Source organism: Streptomyces sp. NPDC002868, assembly GCF_055563295.1.
Genome location: NZ_JBVHDR010000010.1, coordinates 175,397 through 193,836 on the forward strand (window position 1 = coordinate 175,397; position 18,440 = coordinate 193,836).

The 18,440-nt window shown below is 70.5% G+C and carries 14 protein-coding genes and 1 pseudogene; 12 read left to right on the plus strand and 3 right to left on the minus strand.

The features are described 5' to 3' along the window. The first annotated feature begins 245 nt into the window (after nucleotides 1–245). Entirely contained in the window at nucleotides 246–1,742 is a 1,497-nt protein-coding gene (locus ACZ3H8_RS27785) for an acyl-CoA synthetase (RefSeq protein ID WP_467406428.1), read from the plus strand. Here the strand turns inward: ACZ3H8_RS27785 and paaK are convergent. Next, nucleotides 1,729–3,015: a phenylacetate--CoA ligase PaaK gene (gene paaK, locus ACZ3H8_RS27790; protein ID WP_467406431.1), complete on the minus strand. Its 1,287-nt coding sequence runs from the start codon at nucleotides 3,013–3,015 to the stop codon at nucleotides 1,729–1,731. The genes ACZ3H8_RS27785 and paaK overlap by 14 nt on opposite strands. A 182-nt stretch (nucleotides 3,016–3,197) precedes the next feature. Here paaK and ACZ3H8_RS27795 point away from each other — a divergent pair. The 3 genes and pseudogenes from ACZ3H8_RS27795 (at nucleotide 3,198) to ACZ3H8_RS27805 (ending at nucleotide 5,363) form a co-directional block, all read left to right on the plus strand. After that, nucleotides 3,198–4,028, plus strand: a pseudogene (locus ACZ3H8_RS27795) (alpha/beta fold hydrolase). A 71-nt stretch (nucleotides 4,029–4,099) separates the two neighbouring features. Beyond that, nucleotides 4,100–4,636 carry a VOC family protein gene (locus tag ACZ3H8_RS27800; RefSeq protein ID WP_467406432.1) on the plus strand — a complete coding sequence of 179 codons (537 nt, stop codon included), beginning with the start codon at nucleotides 4,100–4,102 and terminating at the stop codon, nucleotides 4,634–4,636. 100 nt (nucleotides 4,637–4,736) lie between these two features. Further along, entirely contained in the window at nucleotides 4,737–5,363 is a 627-nt protein-coding gene (locus ACZ3H8_RS27805; RefSeq protein ID WP_467406433.1) for a chorismate mutase, read from the plus strand. A 52-nt stretch (nucleotides 5,364–5,415) separates the two neighbouring features. Here ACZ3H8_RS27805 and ACZ3H8_RS27810 read toward each other — a convergent pair whose 3' ends face one another. Further along, a complete protein-coding gene (locus tag ACZ3H8_RS27810) occupies nucleotides 5,416–7,038 on the minus strand; it encodes an acyl-CoA synthetase (protein WP_467406436.1) in 1,623 nt (540 codons plus the stop codon). A 166-nt stretch (nucleotides 7,039–7,204) separates the two neighbouring features. Here ACZ3H8_RS27810 and ACZ3H8_RS27815 point away from each other — a divergent pair, with 166 nt between their 5' ends. From ACZ3H8_RS27815 to ACZ3H8_RS27850, 8 genes are all read left to right on the plus strand, one after another. Next, nucleotides 7,205–8,005 (plus strand): crotonase/enoyl-CoA hydratase family protein, encoded by an 801-nt coding sequence (locus ACZ3H8_RS27815; RefSeq protein WP_467406437.1) that lies wholly within the window; start codon nucleotides 7,205–7,207, stop codon nucleotides 8,003–8,005. 314 nt (nucleotides 8,006–8,319) lie between these two features. After that, nucleotides 8,320–9,282, plus strand: coding sequence for a Zn-ribbon domain-containing OB-fold protein (locus tag ACZ3H8_RS27820; protein WP_467406439.1), 963 nt, complete (start codon nucleotides 8,320–8,322; stop codon nucleotides 9,280–9,282). After that, nucleotides 9,279–10,325 (plus strand): thiolase domain-containing protein, encoded by a 1,047-nt coding sequence (locus tag ACZ3H8_RS27825; RefSeq protein WP_467406442.1) that lies wholly within the window; start codon nucleotides 9,279–9,281, stop codon nucleotides 10,323–10,325. Before ACZ3H8_RS27820 ends, ACZ3H8_RS27825 begins: the two co-directional genes overlap by 4 nt. Then, nucleotides 10,322–11,488: a thiolase domain-containing protein gene (locus ACZ3H8_RS27830; protein WP_467406444.1), complete on the plus strand. Its 1,167-nt coding sequence runs from the start codon at nucleotides 10,322–10,324 to the stop codon at nucleotides 11,486–11,488. The genes ACZ3H8_RS27825 and ACZ3H8_RS27830 overlap by 4 nt, the downstream gene beginning before the upstream one ends. Before the next feature lie 117 nt (nucleotides 11,489–11,605). Then, the gene (locus tag ACZ3H8_RS27835; protein ID WP_307665273.1) at nucleotides 11,606–11,848 is read left to right on the plus strand and encodes a DUF397 domain-containing protein; all 243 of its coding nucleotides are present in this window, start codon (nucleotides 11,606–11,608) and stop codon (nucleotides 11,846–11,848) included. Nucleotides 11,849–12,094: 246 nt separating this feature from the next. Then, nucleotides 12,095–12,439, plus strand: a complete 345-nt coding sequence (locus ACZ3H8_RS27840) for a hypothetical protein (protein WP_467406447.1) — start codon at nucleotides 12,095–12,097, stop codon at nucleotides 12,437–12,439. Nucleotides 12,440–12,627: 188 nt separating this feature from the next. Then, the gene (locus tag ACZ3H8_RS27845) at nucleotides 12,628–15,543 is read left to right on the plus strand and encodes an ATP-binding protein (RefSeq protein ID WP_467406450.1); all 2,916 of its coding nucleotides are present in this window, start codon (nucleotides 12,628–12,630) and stop codon (nucleotides 15,541–15,543) included. A gap of 67 nt (nucleotides 15,544–15,610) precedes the next feature. Beyond that, nucleotides 15,611–16,111 carry a hypothetical protein gene (locus ACZ3H8_RS27850; protein ID WP_307665276.1) on the plus strand — a complete coding sequence of 167 codons (501 nt, stop codon included), beginning with the start codon at nucleotides 15,611–15,613 and terminating at the stop codon, nucleotides 16,109–16,111. Nucleotides 16,112–16,179: 68 nt separating this feature from the next. Here ACZ3H8_RS27850 and ACZ3H8_RS27855 read toward each other — a convergent pair whose 3' ends face one another. Further along, the gene (locus ACZ3H8_RS27855) at nucleotides 16,180–18,384 is read right to left on the minus strand and encodes a terpene synthase family protein (RefSeq protein ID WP_467406452.1); all 2,205 of its coding nucleotides are present in this window, start codon (nucleotides 18,382–18,384) and stop codon (nucleotides 16,180–16,182) included. Nucleotides 18,385–18,440 lie beyond the last annotated feature (56 nt).

Sequence of the window (18,440 nt, forward strand, 5' to 3'; positions counted from 1 at the left end):
CGCCGGACGAATGGCGGTCGCGGCTGTCAGCCGCTGCGGCGGGAGGCAGCGCGGGCGCCGCGGTCAACAGGGCGACGCCGGTGAGACCGAGCCGTCTCAGGCGGGTGCTGAAGAGCAACGTGCCTCCCAACGGGACTACGGTGAAAGCCGGTTGGTCCACGCACTCAGCCGGGGCTGACGGTGTCAACATCCCGTTGGGTATCCGAGGTCTTGACCGTCGGTTCGGCGCCGCCCAGGATCGCGCCATGACAGGTGTACGCAGCAGCACAGTCGACGGCATCGTGCGGCGCAGCGCCCGGCGCACCCCCGACGGCACCGCCGTGCGGTACCGCGACCGGTCCTGGACGTATGCCGAACTGGACGCCGCGGTGTCCACCGCCGCCGCGGTCCTGACGGGCCATGGACTGCGCCAGTACGACCGCGTCGCCGCCTACGGTCACAACTCCGACGCCTATCTGATCGCCTTCCTGGCGTGTTCCCGCGCCGGTCTTGTGCACGTACCCGTGAACCACAACCTCACCGGCGACGACCTCGCGTACATCCTTCGCCAGTCGGGGAGTTCGCTGGTGCTGGCCGACCCGGATCTCGTGCCGCACATTCCCGACGACATGGCAGTACGGACCCTGCGCGACGCCGACGACTCCCTGCTCGCGGCGCTGGGCACTCCCCAGTCGTACGACACCGACCGGGACGCCCGCGACCTGGTGCAGCTGCTCTACACCTCCGGCACCACCGCGCTGCCCAAGGGCGCGATGATGACGCACCGGGCGCTGGCACACGAGTACGACAGCGCCATCGAAGCCCTCGACCTCCGGCAGACCGACCGGCCCGTCCACTCGCTGCCGCTCTACCACTCCGCCCAGATGCATGTGTTCCTGCTGCCGTATCTGGCGGTGGGCGCGGAGAACACCATCATCGACGCGCCCGACGCGGTGACGGTCTTCGACCTGGTCGAGGCGGGCCGCGCCGACAGCCTCTTCGCCCCGCCGACCGTGTGGATCGGTCTCGCGAACCACCCCGAGTTCGCCACCCGCGACCTGAGCGCGCTGCGCAAGGCGTACTACGGCGCCTCCATCATGCCGGTGCCCGTGCTCGAAAGGCTCCGTGAGCGGCTGCCTGGTCTGGGGTTCTACAACTGCTTCGGGCAGAGCGAGATCGGCCCTCTCGCGACCGTGCTGGGACCCGACGAGCACGACGGCCGGATGGACTCCTGCGGAAGGCCGGTGCGGCATGTCGAGGCCAAGGTGGTCGACGAGAACGGGGAAGAAGTCCCGGACGGGACCGCGGGCGAAGTCGTGTACCGGTCACCGCAGTTGTGCGACGGCTACTGGGACAAGCCGGAGGAGACGAAGGAAGCTTTCCGCGACGGCTGGTTCCACTCCGGAGACCTGGTGGTCCGCGACGCCGACGGGTACTACACCGTCGTCGACCGGGTGAAGGACGTCATCAACTCCGGGGGAGTTCTGGTCGCTTCACGACAGGTCGAGGACGCCCTCTACACCCATCCCGCCGTCGCCGAGACCGCCGTCGTCGGACTGCCGGACGACCGCTGGATCGAGGCGGTCACCGCTGTCGTGGTGGCACGCGGGGAGGTCAGCGAGGCCGAACTCATCAACCACGCGCGCGAGAAGCTCGCGCACTTCAAGGCCCCGAAAAAGGTCCTGTTCGTGGACGAGCTGCCGCGCAACGCCAGCGGGAAGATCCTCAAGCGCGAGCTGAGGGACCGCTTCACTTCGTCCTGAGGTCCACGATCCTTTTGATCTTGCCCACCGACCGCTCCAGCGTCTCGGGGTCCACCACCTCGACCGTGACGGACACCCCGATGCCGTCCTTCACCGCGGTCGCCATCGCCCGCGCGGCGGCATCCCGCTGCTCGGACGTCGCATCCGCGCGCGCCTCCGCCCGTACGGTGAGCGCGTCGAGACGGCCCTCGCGGGTAAGCCGCAGCTGGAAGTGCGGAGCGACATGCGGCGTACGCAGCACGATCTCCTCGATCTGGGTCGGGAAGAGATTGACCCCGCGCAGGATCACCATGTCGTCGCTGCGCCCGGTCACCTTCTCCATCCGCCGGAACACCCGGGCCGTGCCCGGCAGCAGCCGCGTCAAGTCCCGGGTCCGGTAACGGATCACGGGCATGGCCGCCTTGGTGAGCGAGGTGAAGACCAGCTCGCCGTGCTCGCCGTCCGGCAGCACCTCGCCGGTGAACGGATCGACGACCTCCGGATAGAAGTGGTCCTCCCAGATGTGCAGCCCGTCCTTGGTCTCCACACACTCCTGCGCCACGCCGGGGCCGATGACCTCGGACAACCCGTATATGTCGACGGCGTCGATCGCGAACCGCTCCTCGATCTCGCGCCGCATCTCTTCGGTCCACGGCTCCGCGCCGAAGATGCCGACCTTGAGGGAGGTGGTACGGGGATCGACCCCGTGCCGTTCGAACTCGTCCAGCAGCGTGAGCATGTACGAGGGGGTGACCATGATGATGTCGGGGCGGAAGTCCTGGATGAGCTGCACCTGGCGGGCGGTCATGCCGCCGGAGGCGGGGATGACCGTGCAGCCCAGCCGTTCCGCGCCGTAGTGGGCGCCGAGACCGCCCGTGAACAGCCCGTATCCGTAAGCCACATGGACCTTGTGGCCGGGCCGCCCGCCCGCCGCGCGGATCGAACGGGCCACCACGTCGGCCCAGGTGTCCAGATCGCGCTCGGTGTAGCCGACGACGGTGGGACGGCCCGTGGTCCCGCTGGAGGCATGGATCCGCCGCACCTCGGACTGCTCCACCGCGAACATCCCGAACGGATAGTTGTCGCGCAGATCGGTCTTGGCGGTGAAGGGGAAGCGGCCGAGATCGGCGAGCGTGCGGCAGTCCTCGGGGCGCAGCCCCACCTTGTCGAACGACTGCCGGTAGAAGCCGACATTCTCGTACGCGTGGCGCAAGGTCGCCCGCAGCCGCTCCAGCTGCAGCGCCTCGAGCTCCTCGCGGCTGAGCCGCTCCGCCGCGTCCAGCAGGTCCGTCATACGGAAACTCCCGTCCCAAACCGGACGACCGATCATTCGGTCGTGCTGTTCCGGGATCAGTAATCCAGCCCGTCCCGTCTCCTGGCAAGGGGTTGATTCCCAGAAACTGCTCCCATCCGTTCACGTGCGCTCTGGGCGTGAGTCCATTGCTGCGAATGTCGGTCCCCGGTGAAGATCGCCGCATGCCGAAGTTCTCTGCGCACGACGGGACAGTGCTCTCACCTGAAGGGGTACGGCGAGCCGCTGATCTGCCTGCCCGGCGGCCCCATGCGGGCCTCCTCCTACTACTACGGTGACCCGGGCGGCCTGGCCACGCACCGGCAGCTGGTGCTGCTGGATCTGCGCGGAACCGGGGACTCCGCGGTACCTGCCGACCCCGCGACGTACCGCTGCGACCGGCAGGTCGCCGACGTCGAGGCGCTGAGCGAGCACCTCGGCCTCGCGCGCATGGACGTGCCGGCGCACTCGGCCAGTGGAAACCTGGCGCTGCTGTACGCGGCCCAGTACCCCGAGCGGATCGGCCGGCCGGCGCTGCTCACGCCCAATGCCTGGGCGGTGGGGCTCCAGGCGACGCCGGAGCAGCGCCGTGCGGCGGCACTGCTGCGCCGTGACGAGCCGTGGTTCGAAGAGGCGTACGCCGCCCTCGGCGCCGCGCTCGGCGGAGGCAAGCCGAACGGCTCCTTCGAGCCGTTCTTCTACGGGCGGTGGGACGCGGCGGCTAGGGCGCATGCCGCGTCGGGCGATGGGCAGTTCAACCCCGAAGCGGCCGCCCGCTACGGCTCGGAGGGGCTTTCGACCCGCCCGCGACCCGGGCCGCGCTGACCGAGCTGGAAGCGGCGGTGCTGGTGATGGCGGGCGAGCTCGACGGCGTACCGACACCGGAGCGGGCCGGTGAGCTGGCCGCGCTGTTCCCGGACGGCGAGGTCGTCGTACAGCCGGGTGGCGGTCACTTCCCCTGGCTCGACGATCCGGACTGGTGCGTACGGGCGGTTATCGGGTTCCTGTCGCGGTGAGCCGCTGGTGAGGGGAGAGGATGCGGGATAGTAGTTGAAACCCGCAAACAACCTCCGAGAAGGAGTCCGCGATGCCTCAGCCCGAGGGAGCCGAACTCGACGCCGTCCTCGCCCGCAGGGAGGAGCTGCGCCAGCGCCATCTGCGCCCGATGTCCGACCGCCCCCCGACCACCGCCCGGGGCATCCACCATGTGGCCTTCATCTGCCGTGACGTCGAGGAGACCATTCGCTTCTACCAGGAGTTCCTGGGCTTCCCGCTGGTCGAGATCGTGGAGAACCGCGACTACCGCGGCTCGACCCACTTCTTCTTCGACATCGGCCACGGCAATCTGCTGGGCTTCTTCGACTTCCCCGGCCACGAACACCCGCCCATCACCGAAACGATCGGCGGGGTGCAGCACCTCGCGCTGTCGGTGGGGGCGGCGGAGTTCGACGCGGCCCGCAAGGCGCTGGACGAGGCGGGCGCCGACTATCTCGGACCGGACCGGGGTGTTGAGGACAGCCTGTACATCCGCGACCCCAACGGCGTGCCGCTGGAGCTGTTCCGGGAGCAGCTCGGCATCTTCAACGGCGAGCGCATCGTCAGCCGGACCAACGGCGAGGAGTGAGGCCAACCGCTGAGGTCAATGCCTGATGAGGACCCGTTCTCTGCCGGGCCCCCCGCCGCGTACGATCAACGTCGATCCGTCGGCCCGAGAAGGGGAACTCGTGCAACTGAGCTCATCCGTAAGGCGTTTGCTGACCACAGGCGCCGCCGCGACACTCCTGTTCACCGGAGCGGGCACCGCCTCCGCCGGCCCGGCCGTACCGCAGCAGGCTGCCGTCGCCGTGGCCGACGTGCGGAGCGGCCCGTGCTCCGGCGTCCACACCATTGCCGATCTCTCCGCCCAGCGGGTGGCCACCGCCGACCTGGTCGCCGCGGCCAAATACGGCACAGGCAGTCCCATCGATGACCCGGCCCGGGAGAAGCAGGTCCTCGACAGCGTGGCGCAGCAGGCCCGCGATCTGGGTGCGGATCCCGAAGCGACGGTACGGATCTTCCGTGACCAGATCGAGGCCAGCAAGCTCGTCCAGCGCGCCCTGTTCCGCAGCTGGGACGCAGCCCCTTCGCAGGCGCCGACGGAACGGCCCGACCTCGCGGAGGTACGCAAGGAGATCAACCGGATCAATGCCGCTCTCGTCCACGGCATCGCCGATTCCGCCTCGGCCCGACCGGCTCCGTACTGCGACGGCCTGCTGATCGCCTCGGCAGCACACGTACGGCACGAGCGGCAGCTCGACGCGCTCCACACGGTGGCGCTGGCCCGCTCTCTGCGGTCCGTCTGCGCCGACTGACCCGGGGCTTCGCGCGTCCGAGAGCCCGGGCGCGCGACAACGGGCCGGAAGGTCATTGCGCGGCCGACTCCACCGCGACCGTCCGCGCCCAGCGGTAGTCCGCCTTGCCGCTCGGCGACCGCTGGATCTCCGGCGCGATCACCAGCTGCCGCGGGATCTTGTAGCCGGCCAGCCGGGTGCGGCAGTGCGACTGGATGTCGTCCAGCGTCGGTGGGAGCGCGCCCTTGCGCACCTGCACCACGGCTGCCACATGGTTGCCCCACTTACTGTCCGGCACACCGGCGACCAGCGCGTCGTACACGTCCGGATGGGACTTGAGCGCCTGTTCGACCTCCTCCGGATACACCTTCTCGCCGCCGGTGTTGATGCACTGCGAGCCGCGTCCGAGGACAGTGACGATGCCCTCCTCGTCGACTGTGGCCATGTCTCCGAGCAGCACCCACCGCTCGTCGCCGCGCCTGAAGAAGGTCTCGGCGGTCTTCTTCGGGTCGTTGTAGTAGCCGAGGGGCACGTGCCCGCGCTGGGCGATCCGGCCGGGCTCGCCAGTCTTCACCGGCTCGTACGTCAGCGGGTCGACCACCGCCGTACGGGCGTTGACCCGCAGCCTGAAGCCCTTCTCCGGGCCGGAGTCGTCGGTCGCCGTGCCGTTGAAACCGGACTCCGACGAGCCGAAGTTGTTCAGCAGCATCACATTCGGCACGAGCGCCGTGAACTGGGCGCGCACCGTCTCCGACATGATCGCGCCGGAGCTGGAGACGCTGAACATCGAGGAGCAGTCGGTCCCCTTCATCGGCCCGGACAGCGCGTCGATGAGCGGGCGCAGCATCGCGTCGCCGACCAGCGACACGCTGGTGACCTTCTCCTTCTCGATCGTACGGAGCACCTCTTCCGGCACGAACTTGCGGTGGACGACGATCCGCTGGCCGAAGTTGAACCCGATGAACGCGGTCAGCGTCGATGTGCCGTGCATCAGCGGGGGAGTGGGGAAGAAGGTGATGCCTTCGCCGCCCGCGGCCACCCGCTCGGCGAGCTCCTCGGGCGAACCGACCGGCTCTCCGGTCGGCGCGCCGCCGCCGAGCCCGGAGAAGAACAGGTCCTCCTGCCGCCACATCACACCCTTGGGCATGCCCGTGGTGCCGCCGGTGTAGATGATGAACTGGTCGTCGCCGGAGCGCGCCCCGAAGCCCCGCTCCGGCGACGCGGCCGCCTCCGCCCGCGCGAAGGGGACGGCGGCAAGCGGCGGCGCGCCGTCCGGGGGCGTACCCACGCGCACCAGATGGCGCAGCTTCTCGGTCTTCGGCAGCGCGGCCGCGACGCGCTCCGTGAACTCTGCGTCGAAAACGAGGGCCACGAGGTCCGCGTCGCGGAAGAGGTAGACCAGTTCCTCCTCCACATAGCGGTAGTTGACGTTGACGGGCACGACGCGGGCCTTGAGGCAGCCGAGGACGGTCTGGAGGTACTCGATGCCGTTGTAGAGGTGCAGGCCGAGATGCTCGCCAGGGCGGATGCCGGCGTCGATGAGGTGGTGCGCGACGCGGTTGGCCGCGGCGTCCAGTTCCGCGTAGGTGAGCCGGCGCTCCGCGCCCGTGCCGGGATGGTCGATGTACACAAGCGCCTCGCGGTCGGGGACCACGTCGACGACCGACTCGAACAGGTCGGCAAGGTTGTACTCCACCGCTCCTCCTGACCCCGGCGAACTTCGGCTCGGCGGTCATTAGAGCGCCGCCGGGCACAAGTGGGAAGGGGGGACGGCGAAGAAATCTGACTGTCTGTCAGAAAACTATTGAACTGCGCTCCCGCCTACTGCAACCTGTTCTAGGTCTTGAGACGGGAGGACGGCAATGGGTGGGACGGAACACCTCACCGTGCAGCGCGAAGGCGCCACACTGGTACTCACTTTGAACAGGCCGGAGGCCAAGAACGCGCTCTCGCTGCCGATGCTGGTCGGCCTGTACGACGGCTGGATCGAGGCCGACGAGGACGATGCGATCCGCTCGATCGTGCTGACCGGAGCGGGCGGCGGCTTCTGCGCCGGCATGGACCTCAAGGCCCTGGCGGGCAAGGGCATGGAGGGCGAGCAGTACAGGGACCGGCTGAAAGCCGACCCCGACCTCCACTGGAAGGCGATGCTGCGCCACCACCGGCCCCGCAAGCCGGTGATCGCCGCGGTCGAGGGGTACTGCGTGGCCGGCGGTACCGAGATCCTGCAAGGCACCGACATCCGGGTCGCGGGCGAGAGCGCCACGTTCGGCCTGTTCGAGGTCAAGCGCGGACTCTTCCCGATAGGCGGCTCGACGGTAAGGCTGCAGCGCCAGATCCCGCGTACGCACGCCCTGGAGATGCTGCTGACCGGTCGGCCGTACAGCGCGGAAGAGGCCGAACGGATCGGGCTCATCGGCCACGTCGTGCCCGACGGAACTGCGCTGGAGAAGGCACTCGCCATCGCCGAGCAGATCAACGCCTGCGGGCCGCTCGCGGTCGAGGCGGTGAAGGCGTCGGTGTACGAGACGGCGGAGCTGACCGAGACGGAGGGCTTGGCCGCGGAGCTCGAGCGTGGCTGGCCGGTCTTCGATACGGCCGACGCGAAGGAGGGGGCGCGGGCGTTCGCGGAGAAACGCGCCCCGCGGTACCGCCGAGCCTGAGTTTTCCCCACCCCGCCCCTTCCCGTAACTGGGGGCAGGCCCCCAAACCCGCCCCCTACGCCCTGCGGGCGTGGGGGACCCCCAGTACGGCCTTCGGCCGTGTCCTCAAACGCCGGACGGGCTTGAATTCCGCCGGTCGGCCTGAAGAACAGGCCGACCGGCGGGAAATTCAAGCCCCGTGGGGGTCCCCCCGGACGAAGTCTGGGGGAGTTTGAGGCGCGGGGTCTGGGGCGGAGCCCCAGTTACGGGAACGCCCCGCGCAGCGGTACTGCCGCCCGCACCCTCGCCGACCCCCACAAGAAAGGGCCCCGCCCATGACAGCCGCCGCCCCCGCACCCCAGACGCTGCGCGCCCCGCTCGTCGTCGAGTTCCCCTTCACCCGCTCCCTCGGGCCCGTCCAGTCCGCCTTCCTCACCGGCCTGCGCGAGCGCACAGTCCTCGGTGTGAAGGGCAGTGACGGCGCAGTGCTCGTGCCGCCCGTCGAGTACGACCCGGCCACCGCCGAGGAGATCCGCGACCTCGTAGAGGTCGGCGTCACCGGGACCGTCACCACCTGGGCCTGGAACCCCGCCCCGCGGCGTGACCAGCCACTCGCCACCCCCTTCGCGTGGGTGCTGGTCAAGCTCGACGGGGCCGACACCTCCCTCCTGCACGTCCTCGACGCGCCGGGGCCCGACGCCGTACGCAGCGGCATGCGCGTCCGTATCCGCTGGGCCGAGGAGCGGGCCGGCGCGATCACCGACATCGCCTGCTTCGAGCCGTACGACAGTGAGCCCGCCGCCCACGTCACCAGCCACAGCGGCGAGTTCGCCGACGCCGTGACCGGCATCGTCACCCCCGCCCGGCTCGACTACACCTACTCGCCCGGCCGCGCCCAGTCCGGCTACATCAATGCCCTCGCCGACCGCAGGACCGTCGGCGAGCGCTGCCCGTCCTGCCGCAAGGTGTACGTGCCTCCCCGTGGCGCCTGCCCCACCTGTGGCGTCGCCACCGACGAACAGGTCGAGGTCGGCCCGCGGGGCACCGTCACCACGTACTGCATCGTCAACATCAAGGCGAAGAACCTCGACATCGAAGTGCCGTACGTCTACGCGCACATCGCCCTCGACGGCGCCGACCTCGCCCTGCACGCCCGCATCGGCGGCATCCCGTACGACCAGGTGCGGATGGGCCTGCGCGTCGAACCGGTCTGGGCCGAAGGCGGCCGCCACCCCGACCACTACCGGCCCACCGGCGAGCCCGACGCCGACTACGACACGTACAAGGAGCTGCTGTGACCCGAGACGTGGCGATCGTCGCCTTCGCGCAGAGCGACCATCTGCGGCGCACCGACGAGCTCTCCGAAGTCGAGATGCTGATGCCGGTCCTGCACGAGGTGCTGCGCCGGACCGGACTGCAGACCAGTGACATCGGCTTCACCTGCTCGGGATCCACCGACTATCTCGCCGGACGTGCCTTCTCCTTCACCATGGCCTTCGACGGCGTCGGCGCCTGGCCGCCGATCTCCGAGTCCCATGTCGAGATGGACGGCGCCTGGGCGCTGTACGAGGCCTGGGTCAAGATCCTCACCGGCGAGGCCGACACCGCCCTCGTCTACGCCTACGGAAAGTCCTCGCCCGGCGAGGTGCGCGACGTACTGACCCGCCAGCTCGACCCGTACTACGTGGCCCCGCTCTGGCCCGACTCCATCGCACTCGCCGCACTCCAGGCGCAGGCGCTGATCGACGCGGGAGCCACCGACGAACCCGCCCTCGCCAGGATCGCCGCCCGCAGCCGCGCGGCAGCATCGGACAACCCGCACGCTCAACTGAAGGGTTCTCTTCCGTCGGGCGACTACCTCGTCCAGCCGCTGCGGACCGGGGACTGCCCGCCGATCGGCGACGGCGCGGCCGCCGTGATCCTCGCGGCCGGGGACAGAGCCCGCGAACTGTGCGACCGCCCCGCCTGGATCCGGGGCATGGACCACCGCATCGAACCGCACAGCCTCGGCGTCCGCGACCTCACAGACTCGCCCTCCACCCGGCTAGCAGCCGAACGCGCCGGAGCCTTCGACAGGCCCGTCGACACCGCCGAGCTGCACGCCCCCTTCAGCGCGCAGGAAGTCGTCCTGCGCGCAGCCCTCAAGCTCGACGACAGGGTGAGGGTCAACCCGTCCGGCGGAGCGCTCGCCGCCAACCCGGTCATGGCTGCGGGCCTGATCCGGCTCGGCGAGGCCGCCGCCCGCATCCACCGAAGCGAGTCCGACCGGGCGCTCGCCCACGCCACCTCCGGCCCCTGCCTCCAGCAGAACCTGGTCGCCGTCCTCGAGGGAGAGTCATGAGCAAGGAGCCCGTGGCCGTCGTCGGCATCGGTCAGACCAAGCATGTCGCCGCCCGCCGGGACGTCTCCATCGCGGGCCTGGTCCGTGAGGCCGCCCGGCGCGCTCTTCAGGACGCGGACCTGACCTGGTCGGACATCGACGCCGTCGTCATCGGCAAGGCACCCGACTTCTTCGAGGGCCTGATGATGCCGGAGCTCTATCTCGCCGACGCGCTGGGCGCCGTCGGCAAGCCGATGCTGCGCGTCCACACCGCCGGCTCGGTCGGCGGCTCCACCGCGCTCGTCGCCTCCAACCTGGTCGCTGCCCGCGTGCACAGCACCGTCCTCACCCTCGCGTTCGAGAAGCAGTCCGAGTCCAACGCCATGTGGGGCCTGTCCCTGCCGATCCCCTTCCAGCAGCCCCTCCTCGCGGGCGCGGGCGGTTTCTTCGCCCCGCACATACGGGCGTACATGCGCCGCACCGGCGCGCCCGACACGGTCGGCTCCCTCGTCGCGTACAAGGACCGCCGCAACGCCCTGAAGAATCCGTACGCCCATCTCCACGAGCACGACATCACGCTGGAGAAGGTCCAGGCGTCCCCGATGCTGTGGGACCCGATCCGCTACTCCGAGACCTGCCCCTCCTCCGACGGCGCCTGCGCGATGATCCTCACCGGCCGCGCGGGCGCGGCCCGTGCACCGAGGCCGCCCGCCTGGATGCACGGCGGCGCGATGCGCAGCGAGCCCACGATGTTCGCGGGCAAGGACTTCGTCTCGCCCCAGGCCGGCAAGGACTGCGCCGCCGACGTCTACCGGCAGGCCGGCATCGCCGATCCGCGCCGGGAGATCGACGCGGTGGAGATGTACGTCCCGTTCTCCTGGTACGAGCCGATGTGGCTGGAGAACCTTGGCTTCGCCGCCGAGGGGGAGGGCTGGAAGCTCACCGAGTCCGGCGTCACCGGACTCGACGGCGATCTGCCCGTGAACCCGTCGGGCGGCGTGCTGTCCACCAATCCCATCGGGGCCTCCGGCATGATCCGGTTCGCCGAGGCCGCCCTCCAGGTGCGCGGGCTGGCGGGCGAACACCAGGTGGAAGGGGCCCGCAAAGTACTCGGTCACGCCTACGGCGGCGGGTCGCAGTTCTTCTCCATGTGGCTGGTCGGCGCCGAGCCGCCCACCACCTGACCGTCCGCCGTACGGCATGTGGCGGCGGACAGGTCGCGGTCCTCGTTCCGCGGCCTGTCCGCAACCGGAGACGATCGCTAGTCTGAGCCCCGGAGACGATGCGGGAGGAGCACGGACGTGGCCGAGAGCACGACCACCAGGCAAAGGTTTTCGGGCTGGGACAAGCCGGAACTCGACCTCAGCAACGCCGACTGGCAGTCCAGCAGTCAGGGAACGGGAGACGTCCAGATCGCCTTCGTCGAGGGTTTCATCGCGATGCGCAACGGCGGACGGCCGGAGAGTCCGTCGCTGATCTTCACCCCGGCCGAGTGGCGCGCCTTCGTCCTTAACGCCCGCGACGGGGAGTTCGACCTCACCTGACCGCCCAAGCGGCCTTAGGGGTCGCGGGTGACCCGCGCACTGCAAGGCAGTGGGCGGGGTCGGCAGTGCCTGGAACCCGCGGCCCGCACATCCTCTCGTACTCGACGCTGCCCTCCGGCTGAGGGGCTCGGCGTCGCGGACACCGTTGAACACGCCGGGGCAGTTTCCCGTATCACTCTGCGCACCCCGGCAAGCGGGTGCGCAGCGTTCCCGCGAGATTCCGTTCCGAGACCGTGAGGATCAGCCATGAATGACCCCGTCAATCCTCCTCTCCAGGCCCTCCCGGACGGGGAGGCCGAACTCCGTCTGGTGCTCCGTCTGCAGTGGGAGGACATCGCCGCGCTGGGGCAGGAGGCGGGCCGGCTGGCCGCCCAGATGCAGCGCCCGGTGACCCTCGACGAGGCCGCGAGCCACCGGCTGCGCACGCGGACCGCCGGCCACGCGAGGCCCGCACCTGACCGGAGCCAGCAGGGTGCGCCCTCGTCCGTGTCGTCCCTGACTGCCCGCACTCCGGGTGAGCACGCCCGGCAGGCCATAGAGAAGATCAATGGGTCGGCCCCCGGGCTCGGCACGACCCAGACCTCGGCGTGACGAGCGGGAGCGGGGACAACCGCTCCCGCCGACCGATCCGGAAACAACCCCCTACAACCCCCTACAACCCCCTTTCACCGGACGGGCCCGCGCGCGGCCAACCGGGCGTACCCTGAGGTGCCTCAAGGACGTCCGTCCGGCAACTCCTTCGCCGTGCCGGGCGTACGCCCTGGCCGTGGGGGTGCACCATGACGCGACGCGCCGGCAGGACCCGACGTCGTCTTATCGAGCGCGAGGCCGAACTGGCCGCCACCGACGAGGCGTTGAGCGAGCTGGTCGGTCTCCGGTCGGACGGCGTCGAGCCACCGGAGCGTCCGCGTGGCGCCCTCCTCGCCTTCGCCGGACATGCGGGCCTCGGCAAGACGACGCTGCTTGCCGAAGTACGCCGGCGCGCGGCCGCCAAGGGATGCACGGTGCTCTCCGCGCGCGGCGGCGACCAGGAGCAAAGGGTCGCCTTCCATGTGGCCCGGCAGCTGATCCAGCCTCAGCTCGCAGGCTCGTCCGACGCCGCGCTCCGGCTGCAACTGGGGAGTTGGTACGCCATTGTCGGCCCCGCGCTGGGCCTGTGCACCGCCGAGGCGGGCGCACCGCCCGACCCGCAGGGCCTGCGCGACGGCCTCGACTGGGTCCTCACCCATATTGCCGTCCAGCGCGCCCCGCTCGTCCTCGTCCTCGACGACGCCCACTGGGCCGACCCGGAGTCGCTGAGCTGGCTCGCCGCCTTCGCGCCCCGCGCCGAAGAGCTCCCGATGCTGCTCGTGGTCGCCTACCGGCCCGAGGAACTCCCTGACCACGCACGGCAGTTCCGCGGGCTTCCCGGCCGCGCCGGACACCGCCCCATCGACCTTGAACCCCTCACGGCCCCAGCCGTCGGACGACTCGTACGCGAACAGCTCGGCGATGACGCCGACGAGGCGTTCTGCCGCGAATGCTGGGCCGTCACCGCGGGCAACCCCTTCGAGGCCGTCGAACTCACCGCCAAGGTCCACGACCGGGGGCTCGAACCCAACGAGGCCGGCTCCCACCTCCTGCGCGACCTCGCCGCCGACGTCAAGGGCAGCGGACTCATCTCACGCCTCGAACGCCTCGGCGCCTCGACTGTCCGGCTTGCCTGGGCGGGAGCCGTACTCGGCACCGAGATCCCGCCCGCTCTCGCCACCACCGTCGCGGGCCTCGGCAGCGAGGAGGCCGCCCGCGCCGCCGACCGACTGCGCGACGCCCGCATCCTCACCGGATCGGGCACCCTCGAATTCGTCCACCCGCTGATCGCCACCGCCGTCTACCGGGCCATCCCCGACGCCGCACGGGTCGCCCTGCACGGCCAGGCCGCCTGGTCCGTCATCGACGCCGGATTCGGCTCCACGGCCGCCGCCCGCCACCTGATGGAGACCCATCCCGAGGGCGACCCGTGGGTCGTCCAGCATCTGCGCCAGGCCGCGCGGGAGACGCTCCGTGCCGGAGCCCCCGACGCGGCCCGCCGCCACCTCGCCCGCGCCCTGCGGGAACCGCCGCCGTTCGGGGACCGGGCCGCCGTCCTGTACGAACTGGGCTGCGCCTCTCTCCTCACCGAACCCGCCACCACCGTCAACCATCTGCGCGCCGCCCTCGAAGAACCCATCGCCGACCCGGCTCTGCGCCAGGGCATCGTCTACCGCCTCTCCCAGGTCCTCGCCCACTCCGACCGGCTCGGCGAAGCCTCCGACACCCTCGCCCGCGAGGCCCGCCTCACCACCGATCCGCGCACCCGGCTGCGGATGCAGGCCGAGAAGTTCATGTGGGACGCCTTCCGCGCCGACGAGCCCGACTCGCCGGCCCGATCGCGGCGGCTGGCCCGGCTCGCCGACCGGCTCACCGGACGCGACCTCACCGAGCGGTACATCATCGGGCTGCGCGGCTGGGACGCGATGCTGCGCGCCGAACCCGCCGCCGTCGCACTCGGCCACGCCGAGCGCGCCCTGGAGGGCGGACTGAGCTGGGCCGTGGAGGACCGGGGTTTCGAGGTCCCCGTCCTGGTCGCCCTCACCTTTCTCTACGGTGACCGGCCGGGCCGTGCCGAGGAGCTGTTCGCCGCCGGGACCGCGGAGTTCGAGCGCCAGGGATGGCGCGGCGCGCATCTCTCCTTCGCCTACACCCTCCTCGCCTATATCCGCTACCGGCGCGGTCGGCTGGCGGAGGCCGAGGACTTCGTACGGGCCGGGCTGCGCCTTGCCGAGCGGGTCGGGCCCCGTACGCCCGTCGAGTGGTACGCGCTGGGCACCCTCGTCGAGGTCCTGCTCGCCCGCGGCCGCACCGATGAGGCGGTGCGGATCGCGGAGGATCACGACTTCGGCGAACCCTTCCCCGCGGCCGTGACCTTCCCCGACTCCCAGACCGTGTACGGCGAACTGCTGCTCGCCCGCGGCCGGCCCAAGGAAGCGGCCGTCGAACTGGCCGCCGCGGGCAGGCGGCTCGACCCACGCGGCATGCGCAACCCCGCCTGGTGCCCCTGGCAGCTCCACCTCGCACTCGCCGAGGCGCACGACGCACCGGACCGGGCCCGCGCGACCGCTCTCGAAGCGTTGCACCGCGCCCGTCGCTTCGGGGCGGCATCGGCGATCGGCCAGGCCCTGCGCGTGGCCGCCGAGGTGTCCGGCGGCGCCGAACGCACGGCCCTCCTCGAGGAGGCCGTCGCCCATCTCGAGCGCTCACCCGCCGCGTACGAACTCGCCCGCGCCCTCGTCGACCTCGGCACCCATCTGCGCCGCACCCGCCACCCGAAGGAGGCCGCCGAGTATCTCTACCGCGGTCTGGAGGTCGCCGGGCAGTGCGGCGCCGATGGGCTCGCGGACGCCGCCCGTGACGAACTCGCGGCCGCCGGGCTGCGCCCGCGCCGGCTGCGGGCCATCGAAACCGACGCCCTCACCGCCCGCGAACGGTCCGCGGCCGCGCTGACCGCCCAGGGGCGCGACAGGGCCGCCGTCGCTGCGGCCCTCCACCTCGACGAACAGGCCGTGACCAGGTTGCTCTCCGCCGTCTACCGAAAGGCGGGCACCGACGAGGCGGGCCTGGCGGAGGCCATGCCCGAGGTCCTGGCCGTGGCCCGGGACGGCGGTCGTGGACGGTGACCGGCGGCGTCCAGGAGGCTCCGGGCCCCGGCTCGGCCGGGCCCGTCCGGACACGTACCATGGCGGTATGTCGTTCCTCCGCCGCCGTAGCGCCGCCACACCCGCGGGCCCGGACTTCGATGTCCTGGCCATGGACCCGGGCGACTGGCCCGGCAACCTCGGCGCCGGTCTACTGCCCGCCCCGGACGGTACCTGCCAGGGCGTCTTCCTGCGGTACGACCTGTTCGGCGGCCGCGGCCCGGCGATGATCATCGGCAATCTGCCGGAGGGCTCGCCGGCCCGCGAGCTCGAGGACGGACAGGTCCCCTTCGAGGTGGCCCAGCTGCTGCTGGCGCTGGAGAACGACGAGCCGGTCGAGGTCGTGGACGTCGAGGACACGCCGGTGATGCAGGGCGACAACCTGCTGATCGTGCGCCGCCTCAAGCTCTCCGAAAGCCGTATCTCCTGCGTGCAGTTCGACCGCAGCGACAATGTCCTGGTGACCATCGCCAGCTGGGACCGGCCGATCACGGACGATCTGTACGCGCTGCTCAAGCCGCTGCCCGCGGAACTCTTCCAGCAGGGCTGACCCGCACGGCCCGCCGCGTCGTTCTCGCGGTGGGCCGCACCTGTCATCAACTCACCCTCCGGCAGGCGCTATGTGCTGACGGGGGAGGGCTGAGCGAACAGATTCACGATGCGGGCCGCCGAAGTGCCAAGACCCGTGGGCCCGCATCTCTGCCACGGGGGTGCCGGGACGCCGCGCAGATCCTCCTCCCGGTAACGGCGGATGCCCCGGTGCCAGTTCAGGATTGCGGCGACCCAGTCCTCCAGCTCGCGCACATAGTTGTCGAGTGCGGCCCTGCCGTCCTTGTCGAGTTCGAATTCCTCGCAGAGCAAGGGGAGTTCATGCTCCTTCGCATGCAGGAACTGTCGCAGCCGCCCCCGCATGAGATCGTCGATGATCGTGACGGCGGTGGGGTAGTCGCAGTCGAAGAAGGACTGCACGACCAGTACGCCATTGTGCAGCTCGCCCTCGAACTCGATCTCCTTCTGGTACGAGAAGAGGTCGTTCATCAGCGTGGCGTAGTCCATGGCGGAGTTCTCCAGACTGCGCACCGGTCCGCTCCGGTAGATCTCAGGCGCGAGCCGGTCGGCGTGGCGCAGCCGGGACAGACTCATGGTGAGCTCGGAGCCGAAGGTCAGCCGCCGCATCTCGATGTAGTCGACCGGGTCGGGAATGCGGTGCTGCGCCTGGTTGTGGAGCTCCCACAGCCAGCTCTCGAGCATGACGTCGACCGCCCTGCGAAAAGCCTGCCGCGCCTCGGGAGTCATCGGTCCGGCGGTGCGCGCCCACAGGTCGGCGAGCCCCCGCTCCATGGGGGACACCGCGACCGCCGCTCCGGCAGCCGGTTCGTCCACCGGCATGCAGGCCCTGAAGCGTACGTCGCAGAGTTTCGCCCCTTCGAGGTTGCGCGACCGCCCGAAGACGAGGGGGTAGTAGTCGTCGGCGTACGTCCCCCAGGTCAGCCACTCCGCGCTGAGCTCCAGCTCCTCGGGGGTGGCGTCCGGGTCGATCCCGGCCGAGCAGAGCGCGAAGTCGAAACCGGTCAGCGCCGGTTCGTCCCAGATGTCGTTCAGCAGCCCCATCCGGCCCGCCCACTCGACGGACTTCTTCTTGGCGTCCTCGTGGTGCGGGCTGATCGACACGGGGAACGGCAGGTCGAACTCCGGCAGGAGCGACGGCCCCACCCGCTGCGGCACATGGGTGAGGCTGCGCAGCCGTGCGGTGGCCGGGCGGCCGAAGAGTGTCCTGATGTCAAGCGCCGAGGTGCCAAGCACCCCGCCGAACGGCGACCGGCCGGTGTCCACCCCCTCGTTCATATAGCGGCTGGAGCGCAGGTGCCACTCATGGCCGCCGGACTGCCAGTCCTGAAGTCCCTTGGCGTACGCCGCGACTGCCGCGCACTCCGCCGGGCCGAGCCCCTTCTCGACGCAGAGCGCGGGGACTTCGGTGAGCGCGGTGGTCTCGAACTGCTGGACCCGGGAGGTCAGCAGATCGTTGACGGCATCGGCCGCCTCCTGGGTCGTACAGCCCAGGAAGGTCTCCAGTACCAGCACACCGTTGCTGAGCTCACCCTCCTCCTCGACCTCCCGCTGGTAGGAGAAGAGGTCGTTGCGCAGATGGACGCCGTCGGAGAAGGCGTCGGTGAGCACCCGCAGCGGGCGCGAACCGGCCACGGACTGGGGGACCTCGGCTCTGGCCGCGTACTCCACCAGCCCCGCCGACCACGGCGCGCCGCCGACCTTGCGGCGCATCTCGATGTACTCGACGGGGTTGGCGATACGCCCCTCGTTGATGTTGGAGAGCTCCCAGAGGGACTCGTTCAGGAGATTCCTCGTGGCCCCGGCGAACCGCACCCGCCAGGCGTCGGACATGCTCGGCACGGTCCGCGCCCACAGATCGGCCAGTCCCGCCTCGACCGGATTGGTGGGCTCTGGCGTGCCCTGCGCCAGGTCCATCGGCATGAAGGCCGGCAGCCGGTCCAGATACGCCTTGCCGCCCTCGCGGTCCTGGGAGCGCTTGAAAATCTCCAGGAAGTGGTCGTCGAAGAAGAAGACCCACACGTACCAGTCGGTGACGAGACAGAGGGTGTCGGCGTCGCAGTCGGGGTGGGTGCAGGCGCACAGCAGGGCGTAGTCGTGCGCGTCGAGGTCGCTCTCCTCCCAGATGCCGGAGCCCTCAAGCATCCCCATCCGGCGTGCCCACTCCTTGGTGTGCCGCCGCGCCTGCTCGACGTGCGGATTGAGCCGCGCCGGATACGGGACGTAGAAGTCAGGCAGTACGAAGGGCTGTGCCATGTGCGCCAGGGCCTTTCGGTGAGCATCCGCGCTCGGGGGCGCGGACAGGGTCGTGG

Coding starts and splice junctions, on each gene's coding strand:
- paaK (WP_467406431.1), bottom strand. CDS start 3,015: ATGACGGACCTGCTGGACGCGGCGGAGCGGCTCAGCCGCGAGGAGCTC.
- ACZ3H8_RS27830 (WP_467406444.1), top strand. CDS start 10,322: ATGAGCAAGGAGCCCGTGGCCGTCGTCGGCATCGGTCAGACCAAGCAT.
- ACZ3H8_RS27850 (WP_307665276.1), top strand. CDS start 15,611: ATGTCGTTCCTCCGCCGCCGTAGCGCCGCCACACCCGCGGGCCCGGAC.
- ACZ3H8_RS27800 (WP_467406432.1), top strand. CDS start 4,100: ATGCCTCAGCCCGAGGGAGCCGAACTCGACGCCGTCCTCGCCCGCAGG.
- ACZ3H8_RS27785 (WP_467406428.1), top strand. CDS start 246: ATGACAGGTGTACGCAGCAGCACAGTCGACGGCATCGTGCGGCGCAGC.
- ACZ3H8_RS27820 (WP_467406439.1), top strand. CDS start 8,320: ATGACAGCCGCCGCCCCCGCACCCCAGACGCTGCGCGCCCCGCTCGTC.
- ACZ3H8_RS27845 (WP_467406450.1), top strand. CDS start 12,628: ATGACGCGACGCGCCGGCAGGACCCGACGTCGTCTTATCGAGCGCGAG.
- ACZ3H8_RS27815 (WP_467406437.1), top strand. CDS start 7,205: ATGGGTGGGACGGAACACCTCACCGTGCAGCGCGAAGGCGCCACACTG.
- ACZ3H8_RS27855 (WP_467406452.1), bottom strand. CDS start 18,384: ATGGCACAGCCCTTCGTACTGCCTGACTTCTACGTCCCGTATCCGGCG.
- ACZ3H8_RS27840 (WP_467406447.1), top strand. CDS start 12,095: ATGAATGACCCCGTCAATCCTCCTCTCCAGGCCCTCCCGGACGGGGAG.